Below are 26735 nucleotides of genomic sequence, written 5' to 3'. Positions count from 1 at the left end.
TGATATTTTTAGCATATTAAGGAGATTAGAAAAGATGAAAAAAGTAAAAAGTAAGACAAGCGCAACAAAGTGCAATGATAAAAAGACTATAACGACCATAACGGTTTCTATGACTTTGTTCCACAGCAAGTTGTTTGAGGGTAGCAGGAGAAAGATTAAAACCTGTTTTTCTCATTTGATTGAAATCTTCTTCTATCCGTTGGAAATTTTGAACCAATTGTGGTGTTTTGCGTGCCAGCGAAAGGAGAGCTTGTGCTCCTTCACTAAAGTCTTTTGCAACGCCTACGGGTCCTAAATTTTTACTAATCCATTCTTTGACAACGGGTTCAGAAGCTTTCCACATATTAAAAGTGGGGTCTAATGTGCGGGCAACGCCTTCCACAACAACCATCGTTTTTTGCAACAATAAAAGTTCAGGTCGCGTTTGCATGTCAAATAATTCAGTGACTTCAAACAATAAAGTGAGCAATTTAGCCATGGAAATGCTTTGTGCTGATTGTCCGTGAATTGGTTCGCCAATAGCGCGGTTGGCTTGCGCAAAGCTTTCGATATTATGGTGTGAAGGAACATAACCTGCCTCAAAATGGGCGCGTGCAACCCGATGGTAATCGCGGGTAATAAAGCCATAAAGAATTTCAGCAAGGAAATGCTTTTCTTTTTTACCAAGCCTTCCTGTAATGCCTAGATCAACAGCAACAATACATCCTTTTTCATCTACAAATAAATTACCAGGATGCATATCGGCGTGAAAAAAACCATCACGCAGTGTATGACGAAGAAAAGATTGAATAAGCGTAATAGCAAGCGCCTTCAAATCAAATCCTGCTTCTTTGAGTTTGGAAGTTTCGGATATTCTTATACCATCAATCCATTCCATTGTAAGAACATTACGTCCTGTCCGTTCCCAGTCAATACGTGGAACCCGAAAGCCTGTATCATGTTGAATATTTTCAGCCATTTCAGATATAGCTGCTGCTTCTAAGCGTAAATCCATTTCAAGTCGTGTTGTTTGTGCTAAAGTATCCACCACACAAACAGGACGAAGCCTTCGAGAGGCAGGGATATAGCGCTCTTGTAAATGAGCAATGAGATAGAATCCTCTAAGATCTTTAGAAAAACGTGCTCTGATATTGGGACGAATAACTTTTACAGCACATTTTTTCTTATGGCCAGTTTCATCACTGTATTCAGCTGGATGAACTTGAGCAATAGAAGCGGCGGCAATGGGGGGATAAAAATTTACGAATAAATCATCAATAGAGCGACCAAGAGAACTTTCAATTTGAGCAATAGCGGCAGTGCAAGAAAATGTTTGGACACGATCTTGTAGCTGTGACAAATCTTCCGCAATATCACGCCCAACAATATCAGGTCTTGTGGCAAGAAATTGACCAAGTTTTATGTAAGAGGGTCCAAGCTTATTAATGGCATATGAAATATTTTCAGATCGCTGTTTCTTTTTTGTTTTGCGTCGTGCTAATGCACTCGCTATACGATGACATAGCGCTGGAAATCCTTGAAGATCATCATGAGGAAGAGCACTTAAAACACCTTCACGTGTTAAAACCCATCCTGCACGCATCAATTGAAAGTAAGGGGAAATTTGCACCATTTTTAAATTTTCCAACCTGAATGCAGCGCTGCAATCGCACCGGTGAGATTGCGGTACGATACCCGCGAAAACCCCGCATGCTTGATCATATGGGAAAAATCATCTTGCTTAGGAAATTTGCGGATAGATTCAACCAAATAACGATAAGCATCGCCATCATTTGCGATAAATTGACCTAGCTTAGGGATAGCATGGAAAGACCAAAGATCATAAATTTTATCGAGCCAAGGCATCTCGACATTTGAAAATTCTAAACATAAGAAACGTCCACCGAGCTTTAAAACACGAAAAGCTTCTCTAAGAGCTTGATCAATATGAGGAACATTGCGAATTCCAAAAGCAATCGTGTAAGCGTCAAAGCTTTGATCTTCAAAAGGTAGATTTTCTGCATTGGCTTCAACAAAATCAATCAGAGGGGCAAGACCATTTTTTTGTGCGCGTTTTTTGCCAACGCTGAGCATTGAGCCATTAATATCAAGCACTGTAGCATGGGCTTTTTGGCGTGAAGCATTAAGAATACGAAAAGCAATATCACCTGTACCGCCAGCGACATCAAGAACTTTCCAATGAGAAAGTGCTGGTGGGGAAAGCCAAGCAATCATGGAATTTTTCCACACACGGTGTAGCCCTAAGGATAAGATATCATTCATCTTGTCATAATTTTCAGCAACAGAATGAAACACACCATCCACCATGGATTGTTTTTGTGTTTCATCTACTATTGTAAAACCAAAAGAGTGCTCCATGCCACCCTTGGTTCCTACACGTTCTGTTTCAATTGCCATGTATATGATCTTCCTTATTTTTCTTTTATCGTAAATGAAATAGAGAGGGAATGTTCAACTACGAAAAAACAACGTATAAAACTACGACGTTTACACAGCCAAAAACAGAAGAGTACCTTTAGATATCAAGATTGGCAACGCTTAAGGCATTGTCTTGAATAAAAATACGTCTAGGTTCAACTTCATCACCCATGAGACGAGAAAAGAGTGAATCTGCATCGGTTGCATCATTAATCTTTACTTGTAAAAGAGAACGTGCATTGGGATCAAGCGTTGTTTCCCAAAGTTGTTCAGCATTCATTTCCCCAAGACCTTTATAACGTTGAAGAGTAACACCTTTTTTACCGTTTGTAAAAATGCTCTCTAAAAGGCTCATAGGACCAAAAATACGCTCTGTTTTATCTTTGCGACGTAAAAGAACAGGAGGATGATATATGTCGATAAAATTTTGAGAAATGCGATCAATTTGGCGTGCGTCAGTTGAATTTATAAGTCCCACATCAAGCGTAACAACATCTTTAACACCACGCAAAATACGCTCAAAACATAAACTTCCATCTGCTGTATATTGTCCACTCCAACCTTGTTCCATATCATCAGCAATCAGATTAAGGCGGTGTGCTGTAGTATCTGCTATTTTTTGCGCTTTTTCTTGTGTTGCAAAGACTTCAAGATTAAAAGCGCCAGCAATTGCTGCTTGTTCAACAATATTACGGTCATAACGGGTATGAAGACCATTTAAAAGTTGACGTAATATACGAGCATCTTTAGCGAGTTGATACAAATCAGCCCCTGCACGAACTTCTCCCGTTGAAAGCTCAAGCGTTGTTTCTTCTAATCCAGTATCGATCAAGAATTCTTCAAACGCTGCTTCATTTTTAATATATTGGGAAGATTTTCCACGCGATACTTTATAAAGAGGAGGCTGAGCAATATAAAGATGTCCACGTTCAATCAACTCGGGCATTTGTCTAAAAAAGAAAGTGAGCAGCAGAGTACGAATATGGGCTCCATCAACGTCCGCATCCGTCATGATAATAATCTTATGATAACGTAATTTATCCGGCGAAAATTCATCCTTACCGATAGACGTTCCAAGAGCTGTAATAAGTGTTCCAATCATATCAGATGAGAGCATGCGGTCGAAACGTGCTCGTTCAACATTGAGGATTTTACCACGAAGGGGTAAAATTGCTTGATTTTGACGTGAGCGCCCACTTTTTGCTGAACCGCCAGCCGAATCCCCCTCGACAATAAAGATTTCTGATTTTGCGGGATCTCGTTCTTGGCAATCGGCAAGCTTTCCTGGTAGAGAAGTGATATCAAGTGCCCCTTTTCGTCTTGTAAGTTCACGTGCTTTGCGTGCTGCTTCACGTGCTGTTGCAGCTTCTACCACTTTACTAATGAGAAGTTTTGCTTCATGAGGATGTTCTTCCAGCCATATTGAAAGACCTTCATTGACCAAACTTTCAACAATAGGGCGCACTTCAGAAGAGACTAACTTATCCTTTGTTTGTGAAGAAAATTTTGGATCAGGAACTTTGACAGAAAGAATAGCTGTTAATCCTTCACGGCAGTCATCACCGGTTAAGTTCACTTTTTCTTTTTTAGCAATACCTGAAGATTCAGCATAGCCATTAATTTGGCGTGTAAGGGCACTTCTGAAACCTATCAAATGCGTTCCACCGTCACGCTGAGGGATATTATTGGTAAAACACAAGACCTTCTCATGATAGGAATCATTCCACCACAGGGCAACATCAACGCTCATACCATCCTTTTCACTTGCAATATAAATAGGAGTATCAAGCAGAGCTTTTTTTGATTGATCAATATATTTCACAAACTCTATTAATCCACCTTCATAATGCAATTCAACGGATTTAATATCAGCATGACGCTCGTCAACAAGAAGAATATAAACCCCAGAATTTAGAAAAGCTAATTCCCGTAAACGACGCTCTAAAGTTTCAAAATCAAACTCAACCATAGTAAAGGTTTCAGAGCTTGGTAAAAATCTAATTTCTGTTCCACTTTCTTGATCGCAATCGCCAACAACTTTTAATGGAGCATCAGCTACCCCGTGGGTAAATGATATTTCATGAATTTTACCATTGCGTTTGATTTGCAATTTAAGCCAAACGGATAATGCATTCACAACAGAGACGCCAACACCGTGTAATCCGCCTGAAACTTTATAAGAGTTTTGATCAAACTTTCCACCGGCATGAAGCTGTGTCATAATAACTTCAGCGGCAGAAATACCTTCTGTTGGATGGATATCTGTCGGAATTCCACGTCCATTATCACGAACAGAACAAGAACCATCAGCATGGAGTGTGACGTTTACAAGAGTTGCATGACCGGCTAAAGCTTCATCGATAGCATTGTCTACAACTTCATAGACCATATGGTGTAACCCCGATCCATCATCAGTGTCACCGATATACATACCAGGACGTTTGCGTACAGCATCAAGACCTTTGAGAACTTTGATAGAAGCGGCATCATAGTTATTGCTTTGTGCTGGTGAGGTTATTTCATCACTCATAAGTTAGTCCATTCCTGTGTTCAATTTACAATATTTTATCCGCTTTTTTTAAAGCTCAATGTTCTGATCAGTTATTTATGGAATAACCACATTAAATATTTACCGTATATCAGATCTAGATTCAATATCTGTCGATATATAATGGAGAGAATGATAAAATGATAGTGTACTGCTATGCTGTAAAACACTAGGGCGGTGATATAAGGCGAATAAACACTTATGACTTATACAAAAAGCTGTTTCATAAACGATGCTATTTACTTTGTTTATTTTTGCATATGCGTAATGTTTCAGAATTAGTTATGCATTTTTGTGTTACACTAATAAAGGTCTCACTTGTTTTATCCATAAATCAATTTTTCAATCCTAATTCTACCATATATTTAAAACAAAGGTTGCGAGCTCTCTAAGCAGTTCAAACTTTTGTATGTTAGATTGAGGCGAAAATATTGTGTATATTGGTTTGTGTCATCTTTAAAATGTGAAAAAAGCTTCATTTGAGGAAAATATAAATGCGTAAATGTAAAAACACGTTTCCACGATCATCTTTTATATTCAACTTTACAATTTAAAAAAACGTCTACGGTGATATTTTTGAATAATGAGGGTAATAACGAATTATCTTACGCTTTTGTTTCTTGCATTCTCGTGAGGTTGCATCGCTCATTCAAAACAAAACGCCATTGTACTGTTTATTCACGCGCTTTTTTAAGGAGCATCTCTCAATGTTCCCAAACTCATTTTACAACGATGTTTGAATAGTATAACGCAAAATACCCTGTGAATACTACAAGATTTATGTCCCCCATCTTTCCCATCGTGACAATAAAGTGCAAATCAGAATCATCATTTTATTTTTCAGCTCTTAAATGTTGATGCAACCTTAATGTTGAGAAAACCCTCGGCATTTGAGGGGTATTTTTACTCTTTTCTTCAATAGTATCTATATACTTCCCAAGTTGTGATACGCAAGGAAATGGTCTTAATATTTTAAGATACGCAATAAAGTATATACAGCTTATTTCTTATATTAAAAAATTAAATCGCTTTTCTCTAAAATTACTTTTTATATATTCATTTTGGAAAATTAACATCAGAAATCTAAGCATTTTCAATGGTTTCAAAAATAGCAAGAATTTTATTTATTAAACGCCAGATATTTTGGTGAAGTGCGTTAGATAATAGTTAAGAAGTGGTGCATCTTAGTTTTGAAAAATGGGGGAGAGATTTTGAAAATAAAAAAATCTATATATGTGAAACATCTTCAATTGCGTTTACAGTACTTTTTATTCAATAATCCATACAATATTTTTATTCGTATTTTATTTGTAGCGGGGGGGGTTCTATTTTCCTCTTACGCAGAAGCTGAAAGGTTGCCTTCTTTTTTTGATTCGCATGAACATTTGGTACAACCTGATACAACGGATATCTTTCGTTTGCGTTTTGTAACAACTTTTGATTTTCCTCCTTTTAATTTTATTGATCAATCGGGGTATCTTGCAGGTTATAATATCGATTTATTGCGTGCTATTTGCTCAAAATTAAAATTAGAGAAGCTTTGTGAAATAGAAGTGATTCCTTGGAAAGAGCTTGTAGAACATGTTAAAAATGGTGGTGCAGAAGTCATTATTGCGGGTTTAAAAGAAACAAGTAAAACCCAGCAAGATCTTGTTTTTACAAAGTCATATTTGCGCTTTCCAGCGCGATTTGTTGCTTCTCGACGTTTAAATCTCGATGAGCCAATAAGCGATCAATTGATACATTTAACCAGTGGTGTTTTGTCTAAAAGTGTTCACGAAAAACTCTTTCAATATTATTTTCCTAAAGCCAAATGGCAAGGGTTTAAAAAGAGAGAAGAGCTCTATAAAGCATTACAAGAGCGTAAAATTGACCTTATTTTTGATGATGGATTTGCTTTATCATTATGGTTCAAAAAACAAAAATCTGTTGATTGCTGCCATTTTGTTGGGGGGGCATATATGGCGCCACAGTTATTGGGGCAAGGAATGCAGCTTGCTGTTGCAAAAAAGAATGAAAAATTGGTTGATATACTCAATTATGCGCTGAAATCTCTAGAAGAGGATGGTAAACTTACAGAACTTTATTTGCGTTATTTTCCAATAAGTTTTTTTTGATGAGTAGTTTTTTAATTAAGGGCTGTTAATCTTTCTGCGCCTAGTCGATAGGAAATAGCTTCTGCGAGATGATAGCGTGAAAGAGTATCTGATCCGTCAAGATCAGCAATTGTGCGTGCAACTTTGAGAATGCGATGATAAGCGCGTGCGGAGAGGTGCATTTTTTCACTCACATCTCGTAAGAGTATGGTCGCACTTTTATCAGGAATGGCAATCTGTTCTATAATTTTGGCAGGGCAATCGCCATTGGTACGAATATGATCAAACCCCATTGTTGAAAAACGTTTAGCTTGAATGGTACGGCACCGTGCGACGCGTTTGGCAACGTCGCAGCTTTTTTCTGATTGTTCTGGTTGCATAAGGTCCATAGCCGTCAAAGCAGGGACATCAATCCGTAAATCAATTCGGTCAAGCAGAGGACCAGAAATACGGGACTGATAATCGATTTGACAGCGTATCCCTTTAGGGCAAACATGGTCTTTTTCGCCTGCCATACCACAACGGCAAGGATTCATTGCGGCAATAAGTTGGAAGCGAGCAGGATAGCTAATATGGTGATTAGCGCGGGCAATAACTGACTCCCCACTTTCTAAAGGTTGACGAAGAGAATCAAGAACCTGTGGAGAAAATTCAGGCAATTCATCAAGGAATAACACACCATTATGAGCAAGGGAGACCTCTCCCGGTCGTCCTTTAAGCCCTCCACCAATCATTGCGGCCATGGAAGCAGAATGATGTGGGGAACGAAAGGGACAATGAAGTGAAATGGTATTATGAACCGTTTCTCCTGTAATAGAAGCAATCAGAGAGACATCTAAAAGCTCACGGCTATCAAGAGGTGGCAAAATGGAAGGTAAGCGTTGCGCTAGCATAGATTTTCCAGCACCAGGGGGACCTACAAACAAAAGGTTATGGCGTCCAGCAGCACAAACTTCTAAGGCACGTTTGGCTGTTTTTTGTCCTTTTATTTCGCAAAGATCTGGAAGTTCAGTTTCGATAGTATATTGGCGCGGTTGTGGACGTTTTTGAATTTGGGTTCCTTTGAAATGGTTGACTATAGTGAGCAGAGTTTCTGGGGCAAGAATATTTATTTCTGCATTTGCCCATGCTGCTTCAGGTCCACATTGGAAGGGACAAATCAGTCCTTTATCGAGTGATAAAGCTGTCATGGCAGCTGGTAAAACACCATTAACGGCGGTAAGTGAACCATCCAGTGATAATTCTCCTAAAATGACATAGTCTTGAGCTACTTCGGGAGGGAGGATTCCCATAGCAAGCATTAAGCCTACGGCGATTGGCAAATCATAATGCGATCCCTCTTTAGGCAAATCAGCTGGTGCAAGATTAATCGTAATTCGTTTAGTAGGCATAGAAAGTCCACAAGCGTGGAGGGCTGCTTGTACACGTTCACGGCTTTCTGCAACTGCTTTATCAGCTAATCCAACAATAGCCATTCCTATTTTACCAGACGAAATCATAACCTGTACATCGACAGGGACTGCCTCTAGACCGCGAAAAGCAACAGTTGTAATACGTGCGATCATTTATTTATTTTCCCCCTTTAGACTTGGTAGAGACAATCATATCTATTTATAAAAATCAAGAAGCATCTCTATAGCTTTTTTTATAGAGAGAACTATATACGTGGGCAGTTTTTTAGCATTCCCATGGAAAGTCATTTGTACAAATTTAACCATGATGATATGGGACGCAATAAAACATTTATAATAAGCTAAATAAATATGTTAAGAAAAAAAGAATGAGACTGTTCGTGTTATACAACAGTGCAAAATTTTATGAAAATATAAGGGGAGGATAACGTTATGTATCGCAGAGTGTTATTTGATGTGATAAAACGTGTAAAATGTGCAAAGTAATTATATTTACCTTTCTTATTTTTATATTATTTAAAGCGTAGTAGATGCAAAGTGTATTATAAGGTATCTGATTTTATGGTATACCAGACAAGAATTTTGTTAAAATCAGGGACTGTGCGCTGTGTATTTATAGGCTTGTGTTTTACTTTTTCTTTTCCACAGCCACTTGCTGCATTTGATTTTTTCGGCATCCCTCTTTTTGGTCAAAAGAAAACAAATTCTTCTTCACATTATGCCAAAAGTACAGAGAAATTTTATAAAGTTGATGTTGTTGCACCGCCAGGTGCACCATTAGAAGGTATAAAAATAGTTAAAACTGTTTCTTCTCTTGTTGCTGATAAAGAGAAAGCATCCGCCAGTTCTTCTGGTTTGCTCGCCAAGGCGCGTTCAGATTATCGAGCAATTCTTTCTGCTCTTTATGCTGATGGACGCTATGGTGGTGTTATTAGTATTAAAATTAATGGCTTAGAAGTCGCTGATTTAAGTCCGGTAACTCAACTTCCAGCACAATCGAATATCGTTATTACAATTAATGCTGGTCCACAATATGTTTTTAGTATTGCCAATATTGATAAAGTAGCTCCGTTTGAAAAACGTAAAGCGCATAAAATGCCCACAATTGAAGAATTGGGCTATAAATTTGGGGCTATTGCTAAATCTGAAACCATTTTGAAAGCAGAAAAATGGGCGATAGAAGGATGGCGGCAACAAGGTTATGCTAAAGCTAAAATTATGAAGAGTGAAGTCGTGGCTGACCATGCTGCGTTGCGTGTTGAAGGACGGATTGTTGTTGCTCCTGGACAAAAGGCTTATTATGGTCCTTTAAGTGTGCGTAATATAAGTAAGAAACCACGTGTAGATTCAGCTTATATCGCGTGGATGACCGGATTGAAACCAGGGCAGATATACGATTCTGATGCGTTAGCTAAGGCAAATGAACGTCTTGCGCGCCTTGGTGTTTTTCGTGCTATCAATATACGTGAGGCTGATACTATTAATCTAGATGGTAGTTTACCGCTTGCACTTGTTGTACAAGAACGTAAACCGCGTCGTTTTGGTGTAGGCGGTAGCTATTCAACTTTAGACGGTGCTGGTTTTGAGACTTATTGGATGCATAACAATCTTTTGGGTCATGCAGAGACTCTTAAAATTGAAACAAAAATAAGTGGTGTTGGTAGCAATAAAAAGCAATCATATAATTTTAAAAATTTTGATTATCTTTTCGGTGCTACATTTGTAAAGCCCGGTGTACTCACGCCAGATACAGATTTCAGATCAGAATTAAAAATACAACAAGATGTTTTAGAAAATTATACGACAAAAGCCATCAAAGGAAAATTAGGTATTACGCATATTTTTAATGGTAATCTATCGGGACAGGCTGCTGTAGAAGTTTCAAATGGTTATTCACGTGATATCTATTTTGGGAGCCGTAATTTTACAACAATCGGTTTCCCTAGCGGCTTGATTTACGATAGTCGTAATAATAAGTTTAATGCAACAAAAGGTTTATATGGTGAAGTTTTCATTGAGCCTTTTTATGAGATGCGTTTTAGCAACTTTGTTGCAAAAGTAACAGCAGAAGGTCGTTCTTATTGGGCGTTGGATGAAGGGGATCGTTTTGTTGTTGCTGCGCGGGCAAAGCTTGGTACAATTCTTGGGAATGATACAGCACAAGTACCCGCAAATACGCTTTTTTTTGCTGGTGGTGGGGGCTCTGTTCGTGGTTATGCTTACCGTAATATTGGTATCAAAACAGAAAATGATGGGGTTGTTGGTGGACGGGCGCTTATTGAGGGGTCAGCAGAATTGCGTGTTTCTTTAAATGATAAAATAGGGTTTGTCAGTTTTCTTGATGGAGGTTTAGTAGGGAAAAAGGCGAATTTTGATTTTTCTCAAAAAATTAAATGGGGAGCCGGTATAGGAGGTCGTTATATGACGGGTCTTGGTCCTTTACGCGTTGATTTAGCCTTTCCTTTAAAGAGAGAGAAGGGTGACCCTCGCATTGGTTTTTATGTGGGTATAGGGCAAGCATTTTAATGAAAAAAGGTGTACGTTTATCAGCTTTCTTCTTTGTATTTTTGTTTTTTGGGGTGGGTAGTTTTGTTTTTGCGCAAAGAGGAGACATTCTTCCCTCTAGCGAAATGAAAACAGATGATCGCTCATGGTTTGTTTCTTTAATTGAACGAAAGCTTTCAGCGCCTAATCGTCAAGTTCGTTTACACAATATGCAAGGGACACTGTCTTCTCAAACATCAATTGATACTATTACTGTCAGTGATAAAAAAGGGGTTTGGCTTAAAATTACCAATGCTAAAATGGATTGGAATCGTCTAGCGTTGCTGAGAGGGCGGATGGATATTAACCAGCTTTCGGCAGAACAGGTTACATTTTTACGCAAACCGCAAGGCAATTCTTCTTTTGTTTCTTCCCTTGAGACTGGTAAATTCTCTTTACCAAAATTACCGCTTGCTCTTTCTATCAATACGCTTACAGCTCAACATGTGACATTTGAACAGAATCTTTTTGGTTTTTCTGCTGATATGTCCTTAAAAGGCAATTTCACCTTGGCTGGTGGTAATTTTGATGTCGATATAGCGGCGCATCGTTTAGATGCACCGGGTTCTTTTTCTGTTCTCACCAAGATATCTGATAGTAATCGTACAGCTCAAATTGATATTTCTGCTAACGAACCACAAAATGGTATTTTGGCGAATATTTTTAACATTGAACAACGTCCAGCATTAAGTCTCGTCGTGAAAGGTGATGGTACTTTTGATGATTTGGTTATCAAACTTTCTTTAGAGTCCGATCATCATTCTATTTTAGATGGTAATGTTATTCTTGCAAGTGTTCCAGAAGGACAGAGTTTTTCTACGAAATTAGAGGGAACACTGAGCCCTTTAATACCTGTTCAATATCGTAGTCTCTTCGAATCTGATATAACATTAAAAGCAAAGGCAAGAAGAACAAAAGAAGGTGTGACACACCTTGATCAGATGGTTATTCAGAACAAAGCAATGAATGTTATAGCCAATGCTGAAATAACCGCTGATGGATTCTTGCGACGGCTTTTTGTTGATGGCAAAATGGCTCTTGATAACGAAAAGGAGTCTATTCATTTACCTATATCAGAAGTGCCAAAACCTGCGAATACTCTTGCTTTGAACATTGACTATGGTCGCGAAGGTCAACAATCTTGGAATGGGCGGTTGGTTGTAAATCATTTAAGCAATAAAAATATTTATATTCGCGATGCAATTTTTGATATGGGAGGAGTAAGCGAAAATCTTGATAATGCAGCTTCTCGTCATGTTGGAGTTCAGGTTAAAGGGACGCTTCAAGGGGTTAAAAAGATTAAGGGAGCGTTAGTAGAAAATTTAAGCCAAGCGGTTCATGTGCATTTAGATACGGATATTGTTTCGAACAAACCAATTTTGATTCATGATCTGAGTGTTACGGCTCAGGGTTTTTCTTCTTGGTTAAAAGGGACAATGGAGAATTTTGTTTTTAAAGGCGATCTCGGTTTAAAAGCTCAAACATTAACTCCTTTGGAAGTGTTCAGTAAACAATCACTTTCTGGTAATGCAGATATTAAAGCCAAAGGAACGATCAGTTTATTGAGTGGCATTTTTGATCTCCAATTATCAGGAATGGCTGACGATATGAAAATAGGCGTGCAGTCTTTTGATCGTTTATTCAAAGGAAATACTACTCTTTCAGGTGGCACTGCTCGAAATACAAAGGGCTTCACTTTACGTCATTTTAATTTGAAAAATCAATATACAAATATAGAGGCTAATGGTTATTTTTCAGATGAAAGCGCTAAAATGGATCTATCTGCTCAAATATCTGATTTGTCCAAATTAGACTCAAAGATAAGCGGTGCACTTACAATTCAAAGTACGGCGAGAGGGCGCAATAGCCATATAAAACTAAATACACGTGCCCATATTTCTGAAGCATTAATTGTAGGGAAGAAACTTCAAAACACAACATTTAACATAGATGCATTTGTAGATAATACAGCACCAGTTACTTCTTTAACAGGGGTGGTAAAAGGTGAAGGAATTTTTGCTAAGAAACCTTTGCATTTATCGGCCTCTTTTGAAGATTCTCATAAAATTCGAAAACTTGAAAATATCGATATTAGAGGGGGAAGTGCAAAAATAACGGGTGATCTTTCTCAACAACTTGGCGGTTTTTTGAAAGGAGCGCTGCATATTGATGCCGATGATATTTCCGTACTTTCAGCGTTATTTTTGCAGGATGGTAGTGGAAAAGTAAAAGGAGATTTTATTTTTGATGAACAAAATGGCAGACAAAAAACCAATGTGAAGGCGCATGTTAACCATTTGAATTTTTCCAAGAATAAAATAAAAAAATTGGCAATAGATGCTGACATATTCGATCCTTTTGGCATGACTCAGTTTGAAGGAGTTATCAATGCAGAACATATTCAAACACCTTTGGTAATGGTCAATCGTTTAAATGCTCACGCTGATAGGAATAATGGACAAACGGTTTTTACTGTCCAAGCGATGTTGCATGATACTCTCAATGCAAGGCTTTCTGGTCGTTTAATGGTTGAGGAACTTCCAGAAAGTATAAAACGAGAAGTGCAAATTGAAGCTGTGGACTTAAAACAACATACTTTTCATGCAACATTGCCGAAGCCATCTATAATTTCTTTTGATAAAGATGGAATGACAATCAATGAATTAGGAATTGCAATAAATGGAGGCAACATCATTTTAGCAGGAAATATTCAAGATACCCTGAATTTACAACTTACAATGAATGCGCTTCCTGCTGCTTTAGTCAATCTGTGGAAATCCGATCTTGGAGCAGCAGGGAGTGTAACAGGGCAGGTTATGATTCGTGGTCATTTAAAAAAACCTGATATAACTTACGATATAAAAGGTGAGGGACTGACAACCGTTGCTTTTCAAGATAAAAAAATTATGCCTTTTTCTCTTTCTGCTACGGGAAACACTGTAGATCAAAATCTTACTTTGAATGCAAATTTAACAGGAGAAGGAGTACAAGCACAAGCTCAGGGGCGTGTATCTCTAGAGAAAAATGCGCTTGATCTTCATATTAATTTGCAAAATTTATCTGCACGTTTGGCGAATGGTTTTATTGCAGGACAAGCGCTTGATGGGACAGTGATAGGTAAAGTTGATATTGGTGGAACAATGAAGGATCCATCTGCTCATTTTGAGCTTTCTAGTCAAAATTTAACCGCTATGACGCATAAAGGACCGATGTCAATCAATATAAATGCTCGTGGTTCTTATAAAAAATCGACATTTCATATTGAAAATATGATAGCTACTGGAGATAAAGGATTAGATCTTTCCATTCATGGGCCTGTATCTCTTAATGGTTCAGAGGCAAAATTAAACGTTAAAGGGATAATGCCTCTTGATTTTGTTAATCTCTTATTAGCCAAGCGTGGTGCACATATAACGGGTACAGCAAGAATTGATACAGCTCTTAATGGGTCATTATCAAAGCCACAATTGATAGGAAATATTTCTATAGGCGACGGTAGCTTTTTTGATTCACAAACAAATGTAGGATTGAATAATATAACGATTGAAGGCAAATTGAAAGGTGATCATATCCTTATAGAAAAAGCTTCAGCTTCTTCGTTTGAGGGGGGAGGAATTTCTGCTTCAGGTCGTATCTCTAATGGTCTAGAGACAGATTTGATATTTCATCTTGATAATGCCAATTATAATGATGGTTCTATGATTCTGGCAACATTATCAGGTGAGATGACAATGACAGGTCATTTTTTAAATAGTCTTGTTCTTGGTGGTGATATCATCGTTGAAAAAGCTGAAGTTTTTGTTCCTGATCATTTTAAAAGTGCCAAGTTTCTTGATGTTAGAAATAAGAATTTAACTAAATCGATTCAAACAACACTTGAACGTGCTGATGTTAAGAACACGAACAAAAGCAAAAGCCGTATAGTTACACAAGAATCTTCATCTGTCGTGCTATCAAACATGCGTATTACAGCACGCAATCAATTTTTTGTACGCGGAAAAGGCTTAGATGCTGAACTGGGAGGACGCATTAATCTAGCAGGTCCATTGAATGATGTGCATCCAGTTGGTGAATTTAGAATGATTCGTGGACGTTTTGATATCCTGTCGCAACGTCTTAATTTTGATCAAGGACAAGCGAGTTTTAGTGGTAATCTTAATCCTACGGTTTATTTTGTAACCAACAATAACAGTGGTGATATTCGCGTCACTGTAACTGTAAGTGGGACGGTTGATAATCTTGATATTAATTTTTCATCACAACCAAATTTGCCTCAGGATGAGATTTTGGCGCGTTTGATTTTTAAACGCTCTCTTAATGAATTATCACCATTTCAGATTGCTCAACTTGCAGCAGCAGCGGCTGATCTTGCAGGTAGTTCTAATACATCTTTGTTGAATACTTTACGAACTAAAATTGGACTTGATGATCTTGATGTTATCGTTAATGAGAAAGGGAATACAGGCTTACGTATTGGACGCTACATACACAATAATATTTATTTGGGCTTTGAAGCAGGGTCTGATGGAACGACGAAAGGGACAATTAATTTAGATATTTCGCGTCATCTCAAAGCTAAAGGTGCCATAGGAAATGAACAAAATTCTAGTATAGGTCTCTTTTATGAAAGAGATTATTAAAGATTGAATTTTAAAAAAACAATTTCTTTGTTTTTTGTCTCTCATTTCTAAATCTGAGGAAGGAGGCATAGACTAGAAATCCTATAAAAGAAGAAGCTTTTTGTTGAGGCGTGAAGAGATATATCTGAAATATTTGATTTTTGTTATGCTATTCTCTAAAGGGACAAAATCTTCACGAAAGATAGTATGTTATTTTGCTGCTATATATTTATTTTAGAGAAATACCTTACCTTGTTTTCAAGCCCATATCGTGCTGTTGCCTAAAGAATGTAGTGTGTGCAATATATTGATTTATAAAGATAATTTATTGTTATTCAACTTGAATTAGAACTTTGAATATCGTACGAATCTCTTTCGTATTGAATCAATCAAAATCATTCGGCTTGTATGCTACAAGCGGAGAATCCTGTGTGGATAAAACTATTAAGAAATAACTAAAAATGCCTCTTATGAATCATCTCGAGAGCTAAGAGCTGTCGCAACATTAGGGACTGGCAGAATAGTGTGAGTGGTGTCGGCTTGTTACTCCATAAGCGTAAAGATAGAGGGGGTTAATGGATTTATCGTTATACAATTCACGAATGTTATTGCGAATGGGCTTAGGGAAGACTTTGAGAGAGGTCTCTTTAAAACAAGTACGTGAATTTGCAACACAATGGCATTCTGTTTTTACGTGAAGGACATGATTCCATTAAAGACCGTCAAAAACGTGAGGCAAGCAGAGAATTCATAAGATATCGATTTTATTGTCAAACGCATTTAAAGCAATATTTTTTAATAATAAAAATTACCTATTATTTTAGATTTTGTTTATTGTGTCTGGAATAAGATCACTTTTCTTATAACGAATAGCTCCCCAAACAGAATACTCCAAAATATAACATTATTGTGTTGCAAGTTTATGTACTTGTTTTAAAGGAACATTTCTCAGTGTGCGCTTGAGTCTATTTCATAAGATTGCTTGTGAAATGGTATAAAGTATCTCTTATGAATGGTATAAAATCTACACTACCGTTATTAATAAAGGTATAAGTATTTACTAAAGCTATAAGCCGGCATTATCATTCTATTTTCCAGCTTTTCATGTTGCTGACAATCTTTTCACTTGAAAGTGTAAAGGTATTTTTATTGCTTATCTTAAGAGTTTTTATGCATATACCAATATCTCTTATGACGTACAACAAGCGCTTTTAATTGATTCATCATAAATATAAAGAAAATTTGCAATAAGCAAATTACATCTTATCTTTTGTATTCAACAAAATAGCGAGTAAAGTTTTCATCTAAATCCAAGAATTTTATTTTCAATAAACCATAAATTCTTTACCACTTCTTGATTGAAGTAATGCTTTTTCTTGATAACAAGTCTTTTTTTATAAATGGAGCATTACCTTCTATCCATTTTTTATTTCAAATCTTATTTAAGGATCTAGAAATTAGGGGGTATGTTTTTTGAACTGGATATTATGAAGTTTTTTATAAAACCCATGTTCTTTTGCTAGCAATTCTTTTTGAGTACCTTGTTCAATCAGTTGTCCATTTTGTATGACCACAATTTTGTGAGCACGAGCAATCGTTGAAAGGCGATGAGCAATAATGATCGTTGTGCGTCCTTTAGTAAGGTGGTGAATGGCTTCATTAATTTGTGCTTCGGTGTGTGAATCGAGCGCACTTGTTGCTTCATCAAGAATCAGAATTTCACTATCGTGAATCATTGCTCTAGCGATAGCGAGTCGTTGTTTTTGCCCCCCTGAAAGATTACAGCCATTATCACCTATCTGTGTATCATAACCATTTGGCAAACTCATAATAAAGTCATGAGCATTTGCTGCTTTTGCTGCTTCGATAATTTCGTCATCACTAGCCCCTTCTTTTCCAAGCCCGATATTATATTTAACAGTTCCTTGAAAGAGAAAAGTATCCTGTCCTACATAGGCCATCAGGTTTCTCAGAGAGCGAAATGTTGTGTAGCGAATGTCTTGATCATTAATCAATATGCGTCCTTTTGTGGGGTCATAGAGGCGCATAATAAGGTTGATAAGGGTTGATTTTCCCGAACCGGATGGTCCCACCAATGCTGTCATTTTTCCGGCTTCTATTTCTAGGTTGATGTCTTTCAATATCATTTTGTTATTAGTGTATGCAAAAGAAACATGTTCGAAACGAATAGTTCCTTGCGTTTTATTCAGATCTTTAGCTTCTTTATGTTCTACAACTGTAAGGGGACAATCGAGTATTTCAAACATCGTACGGATATTGACCAAGCCAGATTCAATTTTAACACGTACATTTGCTAGTCTTTTTGCGGGTTCATAAGCTAAAAGTAAAGCAACAATAAAGGACATAAATTCACCTTGAACACCTGCGCGTTGGGTTGCAAGATAACCGGAAAAACAAATAATACCTGCAATGGCAACACCCGTGAGTGTTTCCATAATTGGATTGGTAATAGCTTCGAGTGTTGCAATACTGTTTGTTTGTTTTTCAACATCACAAATGGCTTTGTCCATCCGTTTTTTCATGATTTCTTCTAGTGAAAAGGCCTTGATGATTCGAATACCAACAGCCGTTTCCTGTACGATTTTGATAATTTCACCAAGTGAAAGGAGTTCTTTTTCCATCAAGCTGCGAACGCGTTTTAAAGCCATTCGAACGCCTAAAAAAGCTAGTGGTCCTACGATTAAAGTAATGGAGATTAACACAAAGTTTTGAATGAACATGACAAGCAACAGACCACTAACGGAAAGCAAATCACGTACAAAAGTTGTGATAATAGTATCAATTATATTACGTACGGCTGTCGCGTTATGAGTTACACGAACAAGAAGATCAGATGAAGTGTTATTATGATAAAAAGAGACACCTTGTTCCATAAGTCGTGCAAAAATTTTACGCTGTTGTTCAGCAATGATACTATTGCCTGCTTTGTTTAGAAAGTAAGTTTGGAAAAAAGTTGCAACTCCTTTGAGAATAAAGATAAAAGCAATGAAGCTAGAAATCAAAACAATCATAGGAAAATTTTGTGCATCAATAATCTGATTAACAACATCCCGCATAATCCATGCACTGGTTGCTGTGGTACAAGAAATGATGATCATTGAGAAGATAGCCGCACTGTACCAACGCATATGTTTACGAAAATTTTCTCGCAAAAGGCGGATAATAAGATGTTTGTCAAAAGAGGAAATTTGTTTTTTAGCCATGAAGAGTTTCTATATTCTCTCATTATTTTATGCAAGATTGAAACACTCTTAATTAAAAAGCCCCTTAATCTTTTTTACAAAAATAGCTTTTTCTTTCAAGGTTCATTCATCAATTTCACTACGGTGAGAGTGAAGAATGTAGTGCAAAGTTTCTGTGAAAGGTATAACGAAAATTCGTTGTTCATCATTATTTTTAGTTTTCAATAAAAGGTACCGGCGAGTTTCTCTATTGTATTTACCAATTTCCATATTGTGATAGTCTTTGGCACTTGAAATGGTTCACAAAAAACATTTCTGCTTTTTTAATAATTTTATGTATCATCTCCATTTGTGATGTGTAAGCAAACAATTTTGCCGCATTGCATGATAAGAGAGATTGAAATAAGAAGACCTTACAATGTTTGAGCTTTCTCATTAATATGCAAAATAACGAATTCTTCTTATAAATTGATAAAGCATTATTAAACTCTTAAAAGGATTTATACACATTTATAAAACCTTAAAAGCACCACAAAAATTCTATGTGGTGCTTCTAAATAATACTATACACATCATTTTGATGCGTTGCATGCGAATATTATTCCAATGCAAAACTATTTAGGTGCTATCACCATCATCATTTGCCGGCCTTCAAGCTTTGGCTCCAATTCGATTTTGGCAATTTCACTTGTATCTTCTTTTACACGCTGAAGAAGCTTTAATCCAAGATCTTGGTGAGCCATCTCACGACCACGAAAACGCAAAGTAATCTTTACTTTATCACCATGATCAATAAAGCGATGAACAGCCTTGAGTTTAACTCCATAATCATGGACATCAACATTTGGGCGCATCTTAATCTCTTTGATTTCGATGACTTTTTGCTTCTTACGTGTTTCAGCAGCTTTTTTTTGGGTTTGATATTTTAATTTTCCCAAATCGATGATTTTACATACAGGTGGCTCCGCATTTGGTACAATTTCAACCAAATCAAGTCCCGCATCTGCAGCCATAGCAAGAGCTTCTTGTATCGCAACAACTCCCTGATGTTGTCCCTCATCATTGATAAGCTGAACATGAGGTACCCGAATATCCTGATTTGAACGTGGTCCGTCTTTTTGGGTAGGTGTCATTTTAAACGGTTTACGAATGGTTTATGCTCCTTAAATTTTGATTCAACTACAGTTAATTTAATATACAATTATGTACCTAAAAACAACTATAATTCGTGTTATTTTCATTATTTGATTTATTACTTTTTGGAATGATTTAGATTATAAAAGTTTTTCTCTTAATTTAAAGAAATTGTTTTATAGAGGATAAAAAATCATGGATCAAAATATTCCTTGTCAGTTTTTTTCATTTGAGAACACCGCACTTGCAGTACGCTATCGCAAGGGGCGCCAATCTCCAGGTTTGGTTTGGCTTCCTGGCTATCAATCCGATATGTTAGGAAGTAAGGCAACGTTAGTTGATCAGTTTGCTCAGAAGAATGATTTGTCTTGTTTACGTTTTGATTATTCTGGACATGGAGAATCTGAAGGTGATTTTTTTCAAGGAACAATTTCGCGTTGGGTTAAGGAAAGTTTAGCGACTTTTGAAACCTATTGTGAGGGTCCACAAATTTTGATTGGTTCCTCTATGGGGGGGTGGATTGCGCTAAGGCTTGCAATGATGCTAGCACAGAAAAATAAGAAGCTTGCTGGCATGATATTGATTGCTCCAGCACCTGATTTTACACAAACATTGGTGGAACCAAAATTAGGCCCAGAAGAATGGAAGATTTTGGAGGAGAAAGGCTATATTGAACGACCTGCAGTTGATGATACAGAGCCAATGCCCTTTACAAAAACATTGATTGAAGATGGGCGCGAAAATTGTGTTATGAAAGGATGCATTGATGTTGGATGTCCAGTCCATATTCTACAAGGGATGGAAGATGAAGATATTCCCTATCAGCATACATTGACTTTACTTGATCATTTACCTCTCCATGATGTAACATTGACACTTGTTCGTGATGCAGATCATCGCTTTTCTCGTCCACAAGATTTAGATTGCCTTGAAACAGTATTGAGATCTTTTATTAATCAGATTAATGCAAAATAAGGGGTACATTTATTGATGAAGATAAAAATATATGAGCATTTCTAAACAGCATTTTATTTTTTCTGAGCGCTCTGTACCTGTACGGGTGCGGGAAAATAAGTATGCGCGCCGTCTTACCTTACGTATTGATGCCAGAAGTCAGGAGATTTGTGTAACAACACCACCAGCAATAAATCTTTATGCGGTTGAAAATTTTATTGAAAAGCATCGATCTTGGATTGAGGCACGTCTTGCTCATGTACAAATCTCTCATAAAAATGCTTATCTCAAAGAGGGGGCGACAATTCCCTTATTGGGTGTTTCTCATACCATAAAGCATAGAGAGGGACGTGGGGTAACAGAAATCATTACAGCAGATGCGGAGCAAGGGCCTGAAATTATTGTTTATGGTCAATTAGAATATCTCCCAAGACGCATTGCTGACGTTTTGAAAAAACAAGCGGCGCTTATTATAACGCCTTTGGTGGCACTTTATGCTCATCAGGTAGAGCGTAAAGTCAAATCCATTTGTTATAAAGATACGAGAAGTCGTTGGGGCTCTTGTTCAATCGATAAGCGTCTTTCTTTTTCTTGGCGTCTTATTATGGCACCAAAAGAAGTTGTTGAGTATGTTGTTGCCCATGAAGTTGCTCATCTTGTTGAAATGAATCATGGGCCAAGATTTTGGGCTCTTTGTGAAGAGCTATGTCCTGATAGTAAAACATATCGTGCTTGGTTGAAAGAAAATGCTCCTAGACTGCATGCAATTAATTTTGATTCATATAATTTAGAGGCGTAAAAAACTTTCAAATGAAGGCAATATTTAACGGAACTTTTTGTTGAGTGTTTTGTTGAGTGTGTGCTTGCTCATGCATAATGAGGAAGCCATTGAAGCTCTCAGCACGATTGTTCTCCCCTGCTTGGTTTGCTGAGTGTCTTCAATGTTTTTGCTTTATCTTTTTTGTAATTCAGCGTAGTAACTCTAAGTTCCGATGACTTATAAAAAATGGGAAGGGACCTTATGTCTGTTCTTACAGATCCACTTCAGCTATTACAGGCACTTATTCGTTGTCCTTCTGTTACACCTCATGAAGCAGGGGCTTTATCAACTTTGGAACAATTTTTGAAAAAAATGGGATTTCACGTCGATCGCCCTATTTTTACGGATAAAAATACAGATAATGTTGAAAATCTTTATGCAAAAATGGGAAGTGAAGGACCCCATCTTATGTTTGCGGGTCATACGGATGTCGTACCGCCAGGCGCATTGGAAGATTGGACTTATCCACCTTTTGAAGCTGTTATAGATCAGGGGAAATTATATGGGCGGGGTGCTGTTGATATGAAGGGTGGTATCGCTTGTTTTATTGCGGCTCTAGCGCGAGTTCTTGAGAAACAGTCCATTAAAGGAAGGGTAAGCCTTTTAATTACAGGTGATGAAGAAGGACCTGCTGTTAATGGTACGGTAAAACTTCTCAAATGGGCAGAAAAAAAAGGCGAAAAATGGACTGCGGCTCTTGTGGGAGAACCAACAAGCGTAAAGACTGTTGGTGATATTATCAAAATTGGTCGCCGCGGATCGATTTCTGGTGTCATTACCGTGAAGGGTCGTCAAGGTCATGTTGCTTTTCCAGAGAGGGCTGCCAATCCCTTGCCTTTGGCAAGTAAGCTTATTCAAGCATTGACACAAATCGTCTTAGATAAAGGGACAGAAAATTTTCAACCCAGTAATTTAGAGCTAACAAGCATCGATACCGGTAATTTAGCGGTCAATGTTATCCCAGCGCAGACAACAGTTCATTTTAATATACGCTACAATGATCTTTGGACAAAAGAAACACTGATGAAGGAAATTGAAAAGCGTCTTGCTTTGGTGCAATCAAAAAACAATGGTGATCAATATCCCTCTTATCAGCTTGAATGGATTCCAAGTTTAGGAGATGTTTTTTTGACCAAAAATGATAAACTCATTCAAACTTTATCCAATGCTATTAAAAGTGTAACAGGGAATATACCAGAATGTTCCACTTCTGGTGGTACTTCAGATGCGCGATTTATTAAGGATTATTGCCCAGTGGTTGAATTTGGCTTACCAGGGCAAACGATGCATATGGTAGATGAGTGTGTAGCCCTTGATGCAATGGAAACACTTACTACTATTTATGAGCGTTTTATTATTGAATTTTTTGCATAAAGAAAAGGTTGCTGGTTCAAAAATACCTTTATCTTGTTGTGCCATAAGATATTGCCATTTATGGTGTGGTGATACGAGACTCGTAAAACTTAATATATTAAGTAGTCTTAGAGTAAGTAATGAATATTCTTAAGTTGGGATTCTTGCCTGTAGAGTCTTTAAGTTAAGTGAATTACATAATTGAAAAGCCAAAAGAGACCTGCTTGAAGAAGCAGAACTGTTTAGACCATATTGGATTGAAAATATTCGTTCTTTAAGGTGTAGAAAGGCGGTGCAATCATATATGGAAAACAATGAATATTATATCATCATTGTGTAGTGACAGGTTGAAGCCATGAAGACACACAAAAACATGCTGCTATTGTAAAAAGTTCGTACAACATAAATGCGCTCATTCACAGCTCATGTTTTAATATGGTTTCTGAGCTCTCACAAAAGGCACTTCTTGTTCCAATTAGACTCTCTTAGAATAAAGACTATAGGAAAAGCGCTTTAAGTTTATTTTATTTCATATATTTTGCTCTGCTTTTTTTGTCCCCAAGAACTTCCGTTGCAATATCATTACGAGATAGAAGGTGAGGTTATTTAATCAGCTTTAATATTGGTTATGATAAAGGTACACAGAAATTCTTTTGTAGCATCACGTTGACTTCTTTAGCCAAGGATTGTCCTAGTATTATTCTCAATTTTTTAATTAAATAACTTTAAAGGACGCGTATAGACACTTATAAGCATATACGCATACAAGTAAGATCATATGAGATTAACATCGTTTCACTCGCTAACAAAGCAATACCGATTCATATTTAGTATATTTGTCATTTGAGTGCATTATTTGTTTAGTAAAGCTCATGATGTTGCTGTTACCTATAAATTAATACCGATCATACGGCTGCGTATCTCAAATAAATATTGGTTCAGTATTTTTTGCGATAACAGCTTTTACATGCCAGAATAGGATAAAAGCATTGTGTATATCTATTTTTTATAATCTCTGAAACAGACATACAACCACAACCTGATTGAGGGGAAATATAAAGGTATAAAGGTGAAAATCAGCGTTCTTTTTTACTTTCTCTTTTATTCAGCTTTACGGTTTTCAAAATTATCTAGAGTAATATCTTTTTAAATAATCAGAAATTGATGCATGGTTTCATGTTTATTTCTCTGGTTCTTTTAATGGTGGCACGATTTCATAAAGAAAAAATACATTATCGTATTATGCATTCACGTACTTGTTTTAAAGAAATTTTCTCAATGTTTGTCACATTTGTGCTACTACGGTGCTTATGAATGTTGTAATATAAAATCTATAATGCCTCCCCATCTTTATGTTTATGAAAAATAAAGTTAGAGCACCATACACTTTCTAGCTCAAAATATTGCAATAGCTTTTAGCACTTAAGAGTGTTCATAAGAGGCCTTTTTACTCCTTTTTTATGGTTTTTATCCACATGCTTCTCTATTTTTAAGGTGTAAGCAAATGGCGATAACTAACTTGCTATAAATAGTTTTGAAATGAGAGAATCTCACAATATTCTAGTCTCACCTTGCTATGAAAAATGATAATTATGATTAAAATAAGTATGTTGTTATAAAAACTTTAATTTGCGAGTTGGCTGATGATGTGATCAAGAACAATACGTCCTTTGGCTGTTGCTTTTAAGCGTTGGTTATCCACCATTTCTATCAATTCTTGGTGTTGTAACTCGATCAGTTTTTCCATAGGGATGCGTTTGGGACTTAAGGTTTCATAGCGTATAAGTTCTAAGCCTTCGCAAAGGCGTAATCCCATAAGGAGCATTTCATTTGCCTGTTGTTCAGTGGTTAAATGTTCCGTTTCAATACAGCCATGTCCTGTTGTTTCTACCAAATTAAGCCACTGTTCGGGATGCTTTTCATTTATTGTGACATAACGTTCGCGGTTTTCAAGGTGTGATGACAATGTTTTTGAACAGAAAGAGGAATGATTCGGTGTATGCTCAATGAAACGTCCATGTGCTCCTGGACCAAAGCCTGCATATTGGTGATAACGCCAATAAAGAAGATTGTGTGCTGATTCGGCACCGGGCATTGCATGGTTTGAGATTTCATAGGCAGGAAGTCCATGTAGTGCCGTTATTTCTTGAGTAAGATGATACAGATCTGCTGCTAGCTCTGATGGGGGAAGGATAAGTCTTCCTGCATCATGAAGCCGTTTAAAGGCGGTTCCTTCTTCGATCGTCAATTGATAAAGAGAAAGATGGTCCGCTGCTAAATCAATTGCTTGTACAAGTTCAGATTTCCATTGTTCAAGGGTTTGTTCGGGGCGGGCATAAATGAGATCAAAAGATAAACGTGGAAAAATTTGCCGTGCTAAAGTAATAGCGCAAAGAGCTTGTTCCACATTATGGAGTCGGCCAAGTTTGCGCAATACTTTATCATTGAGCGCTTGTATCCCTAGAGATAAGCGATTAACACCTGCCGCACGGTATCCACGAAAGCGCTCTGCTTCCACACTGGATGGATTAGCTTCTAATGTAATTTCAACTTTATCATCGACTACCCATTTTTTTGCAAGTGCTTGCAATAGGGCATCGACAGTTTGCGGCTCCATAAGGGAAGGGGTTCCTCCACCAATAAAAATACTTGTAATATGGCGTGGGCCTATTTTGTGGTATTGCGTTTCTATTTCGCGCTTAAAGGCGGTGACAAAACGTGGTTGATCAACACCATGGATGCGAACATGCGAATTAAAGTCACAATAAGGACACTTAGCTACACAAAAGGGCCAATGAATGTAAATGCCAAAAGGTTCATTCATGAGAATGCTAAAAGGTTTTCTGCCAAAAGTTTGAAAGCACGTGCGCGATGTGAAAGAGGGGGAAGATCATTACGTTTCCAGTTGTGTTTTTGCTCTGTTGACATTTCTCCAAAGGTATTTTCATATCCATCGGGTAAAAAAATAGGATCAAAACCAAAGCCTTTATCTCCCCGTGGAGGCCAAATGAACGTTCCTTCAACGCATCCACGGAAGTAATCTGCATGAGCATCAGGCCATGCAATGCAAATGACGGATATAAAACGGCATTTCCGTTGACTTTTTTCTCGTGCTCCGACTTTTTGGAGTTCATTTTCTATTTTTTTCATAGCTTTTGGAAAATTACGTGTACCATCGGCTTGAATTGCCCAATCAGCGGTATAAACGCCTGGCGCACCCTCCAATGCATCTATCTCTAAGCCTGAATCATCAGAGAGGGCAGGAAGTCCTGTTTTTTTTGCTGCTGAAAAAGCTTTAATATAAGCATTTTCTTCAAATGTTTTTCCCGTTTCTTTTGGTTCTGGCAAGCCCAGTTTTTTTGCCGATTGTATTATTAAACCGAAAGGCGTAATTAAAGTAGTGATTTCATGCAATTTTCCGGTGTTATGTGTAGCAATGACAAGTTTTTTATCTGCTATGCTTCTCATATAGATTTCTCCAAAAATGAAAGGGGAATTATTTTTGTGCTAAAAACGGTTTAAATGCTCATACACACACATTCTGCTTGCTCTAAAGGGTGAAATTTTCTATTTACAGCGGTTTTTAATCAAGCTAGATTCTCTTGACAAGTCCCTACAGCAGACCACTTTACAG

The 26735-nt window shown here is 37.3% G+C and carries 14 protein-coding genes; 6 read left to right on the top strand and 8 right to left on the bottom strand.

What is annotated here, in order from left to right:
* Positions 1–25: 25 nt before the first annotated feature.
* From ubiB to gyrB, 3 genes are all read right to left on the bottom strand, one after another.
* The gene (gene ubiB / locus ACFINS_RS00600) at positions 26–1612 is read right to left on the bottom strand and encodes a 2-polyprenylphenol 6-hydroxylase (RefSeq protein WP_375608982.1); all 1587 of its coding nucleotides are present in this window, start codon (positions 1610–1612) and stop codon (positions 26–28) included.
* Between the two features lie 2 nt (positions 1613–1614).
* Positions 1615–2397, bottom strand: coding sequence for a bifunctional demethylmenaquinone methyltransferase/2-methoxy-6-polyprenyl-1,4-benzoquinol methylase UbiE (gene ubiE / locus ACFINS_RS00595; protein WP_375612796.1), 783 nt, complete (start codon positions 2395–2397; stop codon positions 1615–1617).
* A 118-nt stretch (positions 2398–2515) separates the two neighbouring features.
* Entirely contained in the window at positions 2516–4948 is a 2433-nt protein-coding gene (gene gyrB, locus ACFINS_RS00590; protein ID WP_375611371.1) for a DNA topoisomerase (ATP-hydrolyzing) subunit B, read from the bottom strand.
* A 1253-nt stretch (positions 4949–6201) separates the two neighbouring features.
* Between gyrB and ACFINS_RS00585 the strand changes: the two genes are divergently transcribed.
* Positions 6202–7083, top strand: coding sequence for a transporter substrate-binding domain-containing protein (locus ACFINS_RS00585; RefSeq protein WP_375705754.1), 882 nt, complete (start codon positions 6202–6204; stop codon positions 7081–7083).
* Between the two features lie 11 nt (positions 7084–7094).
* On the opposite strand, the gene ACFINS_RS00580 is transcribed toward ACFINS_RS00585, so the two are convergent.
* On the bottom strand, positions 7095–8627 hold the full coding sequence (locus ACFINS_RS00580) for a YifB family Mg chelatase-like AAA ATPase (RefSeq protein WP_375611373.1): 1533 nt from the start codon (positions 8625–8627) through the stop codon (positions 7095–7097).
* A gap of 408 nt (positions 8628–9035) precedes the next feature.
* Between ACFINS_RS00580 and ACFINS_RS00575 the strand changes: the two genes are divergently transcribed.
* Both ACFINS_RS00575 and ACFINS_RS00570 read left to right on the top strand, forming a co-directional pair.
* Positions 9036–11000: an autotransporter assembly complex family protein gene (locus tag ACFINS_RS00575; protein ID WP_375700770.1), complete on the top strand. Its 1965-nt coding sequence runs from the start codon at positions 9036–9038 to the stop codon at positions 10998–11000.
* A complete protein-coding gene (locus ACFINS_RS00570; RefSeq protein ID WP_375705753.1) occupies positions 11000–15658 on the top strand; it encodes a translocation/assembly module TamB domain-containing protein in 4659 nt (1552 codons plus the stop codon). Before ACFINS_RS00575 ends, ACFINS_RS00570 begins: the two co-directional genes overlap by 1 nt.
* Before the next feature lie 1436 nt (positions 15659–17094).
* Here the strand turns inward: ACFINS_RS00570 and ACFINS_RS00565 are convergent.
* Positions 17095–18861 (bottom strand): ABC transporter ATP-binding protein, encoded by a 1767-nt coding sequence (locus tag ACFINS_RS00565; RefSeq protein ID WP_375611377.1) that lies wholly within the window; start codon positions 18859–18861, stop codon positions 17095–17097.
* Positions 18862–19454: 593 nt separating this feature from the next.
* Positions 19455–19973: a translation initiation factor IF-3 gene (gene infC / locus ACFINS_RS00560; protein ID WP_026500140.1), complete on the bottom strand. Its 519-nt coding sequence runs from the start codon at positions 19971–19973 to the stop codon at positions 19455–19457.
* A 196-nt stretch (positions 19974–20169) separates the two neighbouring features.
* Here infC and ACFINS_RS00555 point away from each other — a divergent pair, with 196 nt between their 5' ends.
* The 3 genes from ACFINS_RS00555 (at position 20170) to dapE (ending at position 23122) form a co-directional block, all read left to right on the top strand.
* Positions 20170–20949: an alpha/beta hydrolase gene (locus ACFINS_RS00555; RefSeq protein WP_375612802.1), complete on the top strand. Its 780-nt coding sequence runs from the start codon at positions 20170–20172 to the stop codon at positions 20947–20949.
* 31 nt (positions 20950–20980) lie between these two features.
* Positions 20981–21727: a M48 family metallopeptidase gene (locus ACFINS_RS00550; RefSeq protein ID WP_375705752.1), complete on the top strand. Its 747-nt coding sequence runs from the start codon at positions 20981–20983 to the stop codon at positions 21725–21727.
* 222 nt (positions 21728–21949) lie between these two features.
* Positions 21950–23122 (top strand): succinyl-diaminopimelate desuccinylase, encoded by a 1173-nt coding sequence (dapE, locus tag ACFINS_RS00545; RefSeq protein WP_375705751.1) that lies wholly within the window; start codon positions 21950–21952, stop codon positions 23120–23122.
* A 1603-nt stretch (positions 23123–24725) separates the two neighbouring features.
* Here dapE and hemW read toward each other — a convergent pair.
* Complete coding sequence (gene hemW / locus ACFINS_RS00540; RefSeq protein WP_375700772.1) at positions 24726–25925, bottom strand: radical SAM family heme chaperone HemW; 1200 nt, start codon at positions 25923–25925, stop codon at positions 24726–24728.
* The gene (gene rdgB / locus ACFINS_RS00535; protein WP_375675462.1) at positions 25922–26569 is read right to left on the bottom strand and encodes an RdgB/HAM1 family non-canonical purine NTP pyrophosphatase; all 648 of its coding nucleotides are present in this window, start codon (positions 26567–26569) and stop codon (positions 25922–25924) included. Before rdgB ends, hemW begins: the two co-directional genes overlap by 4 nt.
* Between the last annotated feature and the right edge of the window lie 166 nt (positions 26570–26735).

Origin of the sequence: Bartonella sp. AA2SXKL, assembly GCF_042197205.1 — a bacterium.
Classification (GTDB): Bacteria; Pseudomonadota; Alphaproteobacteria; order Rhizobiales; family Rhizobiaceae; genus Bartonella.
Note: the sequence above shows the minus strand (reverse complement) of the source record. Positions and strands in the feature narration are given on the sequence as shown.